This window comes from Streptomyces palmae (genome assembly GCF_004684805.1).
GTDB classification, from domain to species: Bacteria; Actinomycetota; Actinomycetes; order Streptomycetales; family Streptomycetaceae; genus Streptomyces; species Streptomyces palmae.
Map to the genome: position 1 here is coordinate 1 of NZ_SRID01000243.1, position 10,533 is coordinate 10,533.

General features: G+C 73.1%; 7 protein-coding genes. 2 read left to right on the forward strand and 5 right to left on the reverse strand.

Annotated features, from left to right (window positions below; all coding sequences use genetic code 11):
* Together E4099_RS22110 and E4099_RS22115 are read right to left on the reverse strand one after the other, a co-directional pair.
* Positions 1-2,113: putative bifunctional diguanylate cyclase/phosphodiesterase (locus E4099_RS22110; RefSeq protein WP_135340856.1), on the reverse strand; the 2,113-nt coding region annotated here is incomplete at its 3' end.
* 617 nt (positions 2,114-2,730) lie between these two features.
* Positions 2,731-4,098, reverse strand: a complete 1,368-nt coding sequence (locus tag E4099_RS22115) for a peptidase C39 family protein (RefSeq protein WP_135340857.1) — start codon at positions 4,096-4,098, stop codon at positions 2,731-2,733.
* 262 nt (positions 4,099-4,360) lie between these two features.
* Here E4099_RS22115 and E4099_RS22120 point away from each other — a divergent pair, with 262 nt between their 5' ends.
* Entirely contained in the window at positions 4,361-4,969 is a 609-nt protein-coding gene (locus tag E4099_RS22120) for a uridine kinase family protein (RefSeq protein WP_135340858.1), read from the forward strand.
* Positions 4,970-5,418: 449 nt separating this feature from the next.
* Positions 5,419-7,302, forward strand: coding sequence for an AAA family ATPase (locus E4099_RS22125; protein WP_135340859.1), 1,884 nt, complete (start codon positions 5,419-5,421; stop codon positions 7,300-7,302).
* 186 nt (positions 7,303-7,488) lie between these two features.
* Here the strand turns inward: E4099_RS22125 and E4099_RS22130 are convergent, their stop codons facing one another.
* The 3 genes from E4099_RS22130 to E4099_RS22140 form a co-directional block, all read right to left on the reverse strand.
* Positions 7,489-8,592 carry a hemolysin family protein gene (locus tag E4099_RS22130; RefSeq protein WP_135340860.1) on the reverse strand — a complete coding sequence of 368 codons (1,104 nt, stop codon included), beginning with the start codon at positions 8,590-8,592 and terminating at the stop codon, positions 7,489-7,491.
* The gene (locus E4099_RS22135; RefSeq protein ID WP_135340861.1) at positions 8,589-9,929 is read right to left on the reverse strand and encodes a hemolysin family protein; all 1,341 of its coding nucleotides are present in this window, start codon (positions 9,927-9,929) and stop codon (positions 8,589-8,591) included. The genes E4099_RS22130 and E4099_RS22135 overlap by 4 nt, the downstream gene beginning before the upstream one ends.
* A gap of 148 nt (positions 9,930-10,077) precedes the next feature.
* A complete protein-coding gene (locus tag E4099_RS22140) occupies positions 10,078-10,530 on the reverse strand; it encodes a PH domain-containing protein (RefSeq protein WP_135340862.1) in 453 nt (150 codons plus the stop codon).
* Between the last annotated feature and the right edge of the window lie 3 nt (positions 10,531-10,533).

Sequence of the window (10,533 nt, forward strand, 5' to 3'; positions counted from 1 at the left end):
ACAGGCCGGGGCGGGCGTAGTACCAGCCCTGGGCCGTGTCGCAGCCCAGCATCCGCAGGTGCTCGGCCTGGACGCCGGTCTCCACGCCCTCCACGGTGACCGCCAGGTCGAGGGTGTGGGCCAGCGAGACGATGCCCTCGACGATCTTCACATCGACCGGGTCGGCCGGGGCACGCTGCATGCCGCGGGTGAAGGAGCGGTCGAGCTTGAGCGTGCTGACCGGCAGCCGGCGCAGGTAGGCGAGGTTGGAGTAGCCGGTGCCGAAGTCGTCCAGGGCGATGTCCACGCCCAGGTCGGCGAGTTGCCGCAGCGGGCGCAGGGCGTCCTCGTCGGCGCCGATCAGGTCGGTCTCGGTGACCTCCAGGCACAGGGCGCTGGGGCACAGGCCGACCTCCTCCAGCACCGCCACCGTGTCCGCCACCAGGTCCTTGTGGTGCAGCTGGCAGGGCGAGAGGTTGACGTTGACCCGGAGCCTGCCGTTCTCCTCCGCCCGCCAGGCGCGGGCCTGCAGGGCGGCCTCCTGGAGCACCCAGCGGCCCAGCGGGACGATCAGCCCGGTGCTCTCGGCGAGCGGGATGAACTGGTCGGGGCCGAGCACACCGTGCACCGGGTGGAGCCAGCGCACCAGTGCCTCGGCGCCGCGCACGGTGCCGTCGGCGAGCCGGACCAGCGGCTGGTACTCGATGAAGAACTCGCCGTTCTCCAGGGCGGAGGGCAGTCGGGTGGTCAGGCTGTGCTGGGCGATGACCCGGGCGTCGGAGTCGGCGTCCGCGAGCACGTACTGGTTGCCGCCGGCGGCCTTGGCCCGGTACATGGTGATGTCGGCGCTGCGCAGCACCTCGGCGCGGCCCATCTCCCCGGCCCTCCCGTCGACCACCCCGATGCTCGCCCGCACCAGCAGTTCGCGGCCGTCCACGGTGACCGGCTCGGCGAGGGCGCCGAGCATCCGGCGGGCCAGCACGGCGGCGTCGGCCTGTGCGGTGGGCCGGGCGATCAGGGCCACGAACTCGTCGCCGCCGGCCCGGGCGACCATCTCGTCGGGGGCCGACACACAGGCCTGGAGCCGCCGGGCGACCTCCCTCAGCAGCTTGTCGCCGACCGCGTGGCCGAGGCTGTCGTTGACCGCCTTGAAGCCGTCCAGGTCCAGGTAGCAGACGCCGAACCGCTCGGTCCTGGCACCGCCGGCGATGGCCTTCTCGAGGTGCTCCAGGAACAGGGTGCGGTTGGGCAGACCGGTGAGCGCGTCGTGGGTGGCCTCGTAGCGCAGCCGCTCCTCCAGCTGCCGCTGCTCGGTGATGTCCTCCATCAGGGTCAGCTGGTACTGGGGCCGACCCGCGGAGTCGCGCAGCAGGGTGACCGTGAGGTTGGCCCACAGCACACTGCCGTCGGGGAGGGCGTGGGGCTTTTGGATGCGGAAGAAGTCGCGTTTGCCGGTGACCAGCTCGTGGTAGAGGTCGAGCGCTCCGGGCGCGTCATCGGGGTGCACCCAGTCCAGGACGTTCCGCGGGGTGTCGAAGTACTGCCGGCCGCCGAACATGTCGGCCACCGCGTCGTTGACCACCAGCACCCGGCCATCCAGGGCGGCTATGCCCACCCCGATGGCGGAGCCCTCGAACACCGCCTGGAACTTGGCCTCGCTGTCGTAGAGCGCCAGCTCCGCCTCGGTACGGGCGGCCAGCGCGGCGCGCGAGATGGCCTCCTGCTCGCTGCGGGTGCGCTCGCGCAGTTCCCGGACGAACCCGGCGGCCAGGGCGTGCTGGAGCCGGCTGCACCGGGCCCGGCGGTCGTCCTCGCCGATCTCCTCCGTCGGGAAGTACTCCACCAGGTGGGCGTCGACCACCCCGAGGATGTGCGGCAGCGCCTCGGGCTCCGAGCACTGCACGTCCACCAGTGCCGCACCGACCTCGTAGGCCGACTGGGTGTCAAACTCCGGCGCGCGCAACGCGGTTCCCAGCCGGCGGGCCAGGGGTACCAGGTAGTGCTCGAACTCCGCCAGGGTCAATGGGGTCGCGGTGGTGGGGTGGACCGCCCGGCTCCACCGGGCCGCGAAGGCATGCGGCCCGGTCTCCTGGTGGTCCTGTCTTCCGTCCGTGCCGCTTGCGCCCGAACTCATATCTTCCGTCCTACGCCCGCGATTCCGCTGTACACGACCGAGTGCTCGCCCGGTCCTCCGCCACCGCGGCCCGGGCTCCGGTGCGGCGGGGCCGCCCGCCCCGGGCGGGCCTGCTCGGGGGATGGACCGGGCCTTTTCGTCCCGCGGGGTGGCAGCACGGCGGGCGGCGTGCCCCTGCGCCGGTACACGTCTTGCACTTCCTCGCTCTCTTCCGGCTTTCCGGGGCCGCCGTCGACCAGGGCGCGGGCATCCCGCCGGCTCTCCGGTAGCCGCGGCTCGCGCGGCCCGGGCGCCGCCTGCCACGCACCGTCCCCGCCCCTGACGAAGTGGAGCACGGCGGCGACCGGCAGGGCAACCGGTCCGTGGAGATCACGGAGGCGCTCGACCTGCGCACGACCGGGAATGCCGCCGCGGGGGCCCCAGGTGCAACGCTCCATCAGTCAGTTTCTCCAGCTCGTCAGCGCGCTCGCGCCATCGTCTCACCACGGTGCTGAGCCGAGATTACTGATCGTTCGTTCGAATGGAAGCAGCAAACGGAAAACAACGGCCCACTATCGCCAAGGAGTTACGAAACAGCAGCCCACGGTTACGTTACGTACCGCGTTTTGGCTGCCCCGTCAGCGGACCCCGACGGAAGCCAGCGCCCGCTTCTGCGCCTCACTGAGTTTGACGGGGAAATACAGATAGCAAACTCCGCCTGAACCGGAGGTGACCTTTCCGCTCGCGTTGTAGCGCTTGGTGCGCAGCCAGATGTTCTCGAACTGGCGGCGCTTGTAGACGTGCCGGACGGCCTCGTCGCTGGGGCTCGCGGGGTCGTTGGCGATGACATCGCCGTCCGCGGTGAAACCGATGACCGTCATCAGGTGGCCCGCGGTGCCGTAACCCGCGCCGTCGAGCTCCTCCTTCAGGAAGGACTGCGAGGTGATCAGCGGGATGCCGGCGGCGATCAGCCGTTCGGCGTCGTTCAGCGAGCCCAGCCGGGTCACCACGCCCCGCAGGTCGCGGTAGGTGGCCGCGTAGGCGGCGTTGAAGGGCCAGTTGCCGCAGCCCTGGTACTGGTAGTCGTAGGTGAAGCGGGCGGCGTGGCACACCTGCGGGTCGGCGAAGGCGGGATCGACCCAGGCCAGGTCCGCGGCGCTGGGCCGGCGCCCCCAGTACTCCACGATCATCTGGGAGGAGGTGGGGCTGCACCAGGCCTCGCCGCCGTTGTCGTACTCGGGGTACTGGCCGACGTGGATGTTCTGCGAGTAGCGCGGCACCACCAGCTCCCGGCCGCCGGCCAGGCCGGGCACCGAGGCCGGCACCTCGAAGCGGTCCGGGACGTCCGAGGTCATCGCCCCGACGCGCCACACCGTGGGGGTGAGGGTGCTGCCCGGGGTGCGGTAGAGGGTGAGGCGCAGCCGGTAGGAGGCCAGCCGCAGGCCGCCGGCGGTGTCGTCGATGGCGAAGGTGTCGGTCCACACCGAGCTCTTGCCGTCCTTCTGGCCGTCCACCGAGGTGCGCCGGATGGACCCCGGGCCGTCGTCGGAGGTCCAGCGGCCCATCACGTACCAGGGGGTGGCGGTGCCGTCGTTGTAGCGGCCCTGGAGCTCGGCCTGCAGCCAGGTGCCGACCGGGGTGCGGGCGTTCCAGGAGACGATGGCCTCGCCGGCCGGGGTGCCCGGGGTGACGGCCGGGGAGGTCCAGGTGGCGTACTCCCAGTCGGCGGTGGTGCCGGTGTGCGGGTCGGCGTACGCGAGGGTGCCGACCGGGCGGGCGATCACCAGACCGGAGTGGGCCTCGGCGGACGGCCGGGTGCCCTGGTGGGTGCCGCCGCGCCAGTCGGCGCGACTGGTCCACCCTCGGTAGGCGACGGTGCCGCCGCCGGCCGCGGGGCGGAGCGCCGGACCGGTCGGGGCGGCGTGCGCGGCGGTGGTGGCGGCGAGGCCGGTCGCCGCGCCGAGGGCGGCGGCGATCACGGTGCGGCGGGGCGTGAATCCGGTCATATCGGGGGTCCCCCCAGTCGTGGCCCAGCGGGGCGGTGAGGCGGGCAGTCGCCCAACTATGAACGCTGCGAGCGGTTTCAGGCCAGTCATTCCCCTCTGTGGCGCGAACCAATATTGGTATAGGCCATTGGCGTGATCCGGCCCGTCCCGGCTTCCCGAGAGGCGAGGAGTCGAGGGCACCTCCCGGAGCCGGCCCGGGCACCCGGGGCCGGGCGCCGCGACGGCGCGAGGGCCCGCCGGAGAACCCCCTACGCTGAAGTGGATGGACACGTTCAGCTCACTCGCCCAGCGGCTCCGGGCGCTGCCGCCCTCCTGCGGGCCGGTGCGCCTGGTGGCAGTGGACGGGCACGCCGGCTCCGGCAAGACCACCTTCGCCGCCCGGCTGGCCGCCGCGCTCGGCGGGGCGCCGGTGGTGCACACCGACGACCTCGCCACCCATGCCGAGCTCTTCGCCTGGACCGAGCGGCTCGACCGGCAGGTCCTGCGCCCGCTCGCCGAGGGGCGCCCGGCCCGGTTCGCCGCCTACGACTGGACCGCGGCCCGCTTCCCCGAGCCGCGCGAGGAGGTGCCGCCCGCGCCGGTGGTGCTGATCGAGGGGGTGGGCTGCGGGCGCCGCGCCCTTCGGCCGCACCTGGCCCGCCTGCTGTGGATGGACGTGCCCGAACAGCTGTCCTGGGCCCGCGGACAGCGGCGCGACGGCCCCGAGCAGTCCGGGTTCTGGGCCGGCTGGCTGCCGGCGGAGCGCGCCCACTTCGCCGCCGACCCCTCCCGCCCGCACGCCGACCTGCTGGTGCGGCAGAGCGCCACGGGGTACCAGGTGCTGCCGGGCCCCGCGGCCGCGAACCGACCGCACGAGGATCACCCTGCGTGACGCCCTCGCCAGGGCGCGGGGCGCCGGGGGTCCGACCCGTGACAAGTGCCCCAACTCGGCTTGACCTGGGACCCATACAGGACTTACGTTCTGAATGTGCGGCTCGTACGAGTCGCCCAGAGCGCGGAGCCCCCGGTCGTTCCCCCGTGACCGGGGGCTCCGTTCTGTACGCGGTGGGCGATTGGACCAGATTTGCCCCTCCGCTCTCCATCACCCTCGGTCACCACTCCCCCGATCCGCCCGGCACCCCGCGATCCGGGCCGTGATCGGTGCTGCGGCACCCTCGGCTGGTGCCGCCTGCGCAGGTACGATGCGAAACGGTGCACCGTCGCGGGTAGGTACGCGGCGGCGGCATACCGGCCGATCCCCGGCCACGGCACGGCGGTTCGTACGGCGGCCGGCACACGCCCGGTCGGCACACCACGGGGGCACGGTTTGTGGGGGACGTGATGGACTTCGGCATCCAGGGCTCGCACGCCCCGGCCGAACTCGCCTGGCTGCGCGGCGTCGACGCTTACACCATGGGCGCGTACGCACAGGCCGAGGAGGAATTCCGCACCGCGGTCCGCGAGGACCCGGGCATGGCCGACGCCTGGCTCGGGCTGCACGCGCTGCGCGCCGACACCGCGAACGCGCTGCTGCGCATGTACCGCCACCGGGACCGCTTCGGTGAGCAGCGCGCCCGCCACCGACGCTCCCTCAACTCCTGGTACTGGCTGGGCTGGTGGGTGCAGCCGGTCCTGGAGACCGGCCGCGACCTGCTGCTGGCGCACGCCTCGCACTGGCTGGACGGCCGCCATGTGGCCGAGCTGGACCGGGCGCTGGCCGGCTGCCCGCCGGTGGAGGCGGACCCCCAGGCCCGCTTCCTGCACGCCTGCCGCGCCTATCTGGTCAAGGACTGGGAGCAGTTGGTGCGGTACACCGATCCGCTGCTCGACGATCCGCTGCTGGGCATCGAGGCCGGGCTGTTCGGCGGCATGGCCCGGGTCCGGCTGGAGATGTACAGCCAGGCCGAGCCGCTGCTGTCCGCCGCGCTGATGCGCTGCCGCAGCGAGCAACCGCAGCGCAAGGAGTTGCGTTACTGGCTGGCGCGCGCCCATGAGGGCACCGGGCGCTCGGCAGCCGCCCTGCCGCTGTACCGGGCGGTGCACCGGGTCGACTCCTCCTTCATGGACACCGCCGCCCGGCTGGCCGCCATCGCCGAGGACGGCCTGGACGAACCGGCGGACCTGGCCGCCGTCCCCTCGCTCGCCGGGGTGGTCCAGGACGTCCCGGACAACCGGGAGGGGCCGGTCCCGGTGGTCACCGAACCCGAGCCGCCGGGCGCGGGGCCCGACCCCGTCGAGGGGCGCGATCTGCTGGCCCCCGGCGGCCCCGACCCCGTGTTGCCGCCGCTGGGCGCGGGCCCGCCCGGGCCGCGGGAGAAGAGCAAGGGCCCGGCCCGCCCCGGCCCCTCCGATCCGGCGCTGCTGGAGAGCGCGCTGCGGGAGCTGGAGCGGATGGTGGGCCTGGAGCCGGTCAAGCGCCAGGTGCGGGCGCTGTCCGCGCAGCTGCACATGGCCCGGCTGCGGGCCGAGGAGGGCCTTCCGGTGCAGCCGCCCAAGCGGCACTTCGTCTTCTCCGGCCCCTCCGGGACCGGCAAGACCACGGTGGCCCGGATCCTCGGTCGGGTGTTCTACGCGCTGGGGCTGCTCGCCGGCGACCATCTGGTGGAGGCGGGGCGGGCCGATCTGGTCGGCGAGTACCTGGGCCAGACGGCGGTGAAGGCCAACGAGCTGATCGACTCGGCGCTCGGCGGGGTGCTCTTCGTCGACGAGGCGTACAGCCTGTCCAACTCCGGCTACAGCAAGGGCGACGCCTACGGTGACGAGGCGCTCCAGGTGCTGCTCAAGCGCGCCGAGGACAACCGCGACCGGCTGGTGGTGATCCTGGCCGGCTATCCGGAGGGCATGGACCGGATGCTGGCCGCCAACCCCGGTCTCGGCTCGCGCTTCACCACCCGGGTGGACTTCCCCAGCTACCGTCCGCTGGAACTCACCCGGATCGGCGAGGTGCTGGCCGCCGAGAACGGCGACCGCTGGGACGAGGAGGCGGTGGAGGAGCTGCGCAGCATCAGCGGGCACGTGGTGGACCAGGACTGGATCGACGAGCTGGGCAACGGCCGTTTTCTGCGCACCCTCTACGAGAAGAGCTGCGCCTACCGCGATCTGCGGCTCTCCGGTTGGACGGGGATCCCCACCCGTGAGGATCTGGCCACCCTGCGGCTGCCGGACCTGATGCAGGCCTACGGTGAGGTGCTCAGCGGGCGCGGCCCGCACAACCCGCCGTCCTGAGCGCTCCGCTGGATTTCTGGTGCGCAGGCTGCGGGCCATCGCGGTCGGCACGGTGCGGGCCGGCTGCGGCTGGTGGCGCGGCTCTCCCCCAGAGTCCGTCCGGGAGGTGCCCCAGCGCTCCTTACGGGCGCGGTACGCCCTCCCCCGGCCCCGACCGGGGCGAGTTCCAGGGGGAGGGCGTACCCCTCAGACCACGCTGACCGGGAGCGACTTGCGGCCGTCCTCGCTGCCTTCGGCGCCCGGCGCGGTACGGGGTCGCACCGTGCTCCGGTGCGCCGGGTCGCGCACCTCGCCGACCAGCTTCTCCAGCACGTCCTCCAGGGCCACCAGGCCCAGCACCCGGCCCGAGGCGTCCGCCACCGCGGCCAGGTGGGAGGCCGCCCGGCGCATCACGGTGAGCGCGTCGTCCAGCGGCAGCTCGGCCCGCAGGGTCTCGATCGGCCGCCACACGTGCTGCGGTACCGCCCGCTCCCGCTCCTCCAGGTCCAGGACGTCCTTGACGTGCAGGTATCCCATGAAGGCACCGCCAGGGCCACGCACCGGGAAGCGCGAGTAGCCGGTGCGCACGGTCAGCTCCTCGATCTGCCGCGGGGTCACCGCGGGGTCCACCGTGACCAGTCGGGCGGAGTCCAGCAGCACATCGGTGACCGGGCGGCTGCCCAGCTCCAGGGCGTCCGCGAGCCGCTCCCGCTCCTCCGGCTCCAGGAGGCCGGCCTGCCGGGAGTCGTCCACCAGATGGCCCAGCTGCTCGCTGGTGAAGACCGCCTCCACCTCGTCCTTGGGCTCCACCCGGAACAACCGCAGCACCACCCGGGCGCAGGCGCCCAGTCCCGCGGTGACCGGGCGGCACACCCGGGCGAAGGCGACCAGGCCAGGAGCCAGCCACAGCGCGGTCCTCTCCGGCGCCGCCATGGCCAGGTTCTTCGGCACCATCTCGCCGATCAGCAGATGCAGGCAGACCACGGCGGCCAGCGCGATCGTGTAGCCGAGCGGGTGCACCAGCTGCTCGGGCACGTGCGCCAGGTGGAAGACCGGCTCCAGCAGGGTGGCGACGGTGGGTTCGGCGACAGCGCCCAGGGTCAGCGAGCAGATGGTGATGCCGAACTGGGCGGCGGCCATCATCTGCGGCAGGCTCTCCAGCCCGAAGAGCACGGTGCGGGCACGGGCCGAGTCGGCCGCGAGCGGCTCGATCTGGCTGCGGCGCACCGAGACCAGGGCGAACTCGGCACCCACGAAGAAGCCGTTGGCCAGTACCAGCAGTACGGCGAAGAGCAGTTGTACGGCGGTCATCGGTCCGCTCCCACCGGGGCCGGGGCGGTGCCGGTACGGACGATCCGCACCCGCTCCGCGCGATGGTGGCCGACCTGCCGGACGGCCAGTTTCCAGCCGGGCAGTTCGGCGATGTCACCGGGGGCCGGGATCCGCGCCAGCAGATCGGCGACCAGTCCGGCCACGGTCTCGTACGGTCCGTCCGGGACCTCCAGGCCGATGCCCCGCAGGGTGTCCACCCGGCAGCTGCCGTCGGCCTCCCAGGCGGGCCGGCCGTCCTCGACCGGCAGCGGGGTCAGGTCGGGGGTGTCCGCCGACTCGTCGTCGTGCTCGTCGCGGACCTCGCCCACCAGCTCCTCGACGATGTCCTCCAGGGTGACCACGCCCGCGGTGCCGCCGTACTCGTCGACCACCACGGCTATCGGCTGCTCGCTGCGCAGCCGCTGCAGCAGCGGCTGCACCGGCAGGGTCTCGGGCACCAGCAGCGGGGGCTTGGCGACCCGGCGGACCGGGGTGCGGCTCCGCTCGTGGGCGGGCACCGCCAGGGCGTCCTTGAGGTGGACCATGCCGACCACCTCGTCGAGACGCTCGTGGTAGACGGGGAACCGGGACAGCCCGGTGGCCCGGGTGAGGTTGAGCACATCCGCCGCGGTGGCGGTGGACTGCAGGGCGCTGACGCGCACCCGGGGCGTCATCACGTGCTGCGCGGTCAGTTCGCCCAGCGACAGGGTGCGTACGAACAGGTCGGCGGTGTCCTGCTCGATGGCGCCGGCCTGGGCCGAGTGGCGGGCGAGCGAGACGAGCTCGCCGGGGGTGCGGGCGGAGGCCAGTTCCTCGGTCGGCTCCACCCCCAGGGCCCGCACCAGCCGGTTGGCGACGGCGTTGAGCAGGGCGATCAGCGGCCGGAAGAAGCGCGAGAAGGCGTCCTGCGGTCCGGCGACGAACCGCGCCACCTGCATCGGACGGGAGACCGCCCAGTTCTTCGGGACGAGTTCGCCGACGACCATCTGGACCGCCGAGGCCACCAGCATGCCGGCCACCACGGCCACCCCGGGCACCGCGCCGCCGGGCAGTCCGGTGGCGGCCAGCGGGGCGGCCAGCAGCTCGCCCAGGGCCGGCTCGGCGAGCATGCCGACCACCAGGGAGGTGATGGTGATGCCGAGTTGGGTGCCGGAGAGCTGGAAGGAGAGTTCGCGCAGGGCCCGCACCACGGTGCCGGCCCGCCGGTCGCCGTCCGCGGCGGCGCGCTCGGCGTCCGCCCGCTCCACGGTGACCAGGCCGAACTCCGCGGCGACGAAGAAGCCGTTGGCCAGGATGAGCAGAAGTGCTGCCGCGAGCAGCAGCAGGGAGAGGGTGATACTCATGCCGCCGCCTTGGTATGAGGGGCGGCGCAGGTACTACAGGACGATCCGTCCATCGCTGGAGGGAATCACTCCTCGGGTCGCAGGGGGCCCGGTTCAGGGCGGGGCGCGCGGCGCGCCTTGGACAACAGGGTAATCACGACGATCAGCCGTGCGAAGCCGTGCCGTACTCCTCGACCAGCGCACGCAGCGCCTTGGCGTCCCGGATGGCGTGCTGCTTGGCGATGCCGGGCTGGATGCCCAGGGCGGCCAGGCTGGTGCCGTCGGCCAGGTCCAGATAGACCCAGGGGTCGCCGACCCGGAGGTTGACGCGGAGCACCTGCGGCCAGGCGAGGCGGTGGACGGAGACCAGGTTGACCACCGTCACCCCCTCCTGGTCGGCGACCACCTTGGGCCGGCTGAGCATCAGCAGTCCGCAGAAGAAGAGCGCCCCGGTGAAGATGAAGGAGACCTTCTCCCCCGGGTTCAGCCGGCTGAGTGTCAGCGCGATCGCCGTGATGACGGCGAACAGCACCACTCCGATGGTGAGCAGCACCGCCCGGGTACGGGTCGGCCGGAAGGTGACGGGGAGGTCGGGAAGGGGCGCGGGGGCGGACACGGC

What these genes read in the sequence shown, in the direction of transcription:
- E4099_RS22115 (WP_135340857.1), bottom strand. Translation starts at nt 4,098, where the DNA reads ATGACCGGATTCACGCCCCGCCGCACCGTGATCGCCGCCGCCCTCGGC.
- E4099_RS22125 (WP_135340859.1), top strand. Translation starts at nt 5,419, where the DNA reads ATGGACTTCGGCATCCAGGGCTCGCACGCCCCGGCCGAACTCGCCTGG.
- E4099_RS22120 (WP_135340858.1), top strand. Translation starts at nt 4,361, where the DNA reads ATGGACACGTTCAGCTCACTCGCCCAGCGGCTCCGGGCGCTGCCGCCC.
- E4099_RS22130 (WP_135340860.1), bottom strand. Translation starts at nt 8,592, where the DNA reads ATGACCGCCGTACAACTGCTCTTCGCCGTACTGCTGGTACTGGCCAAC.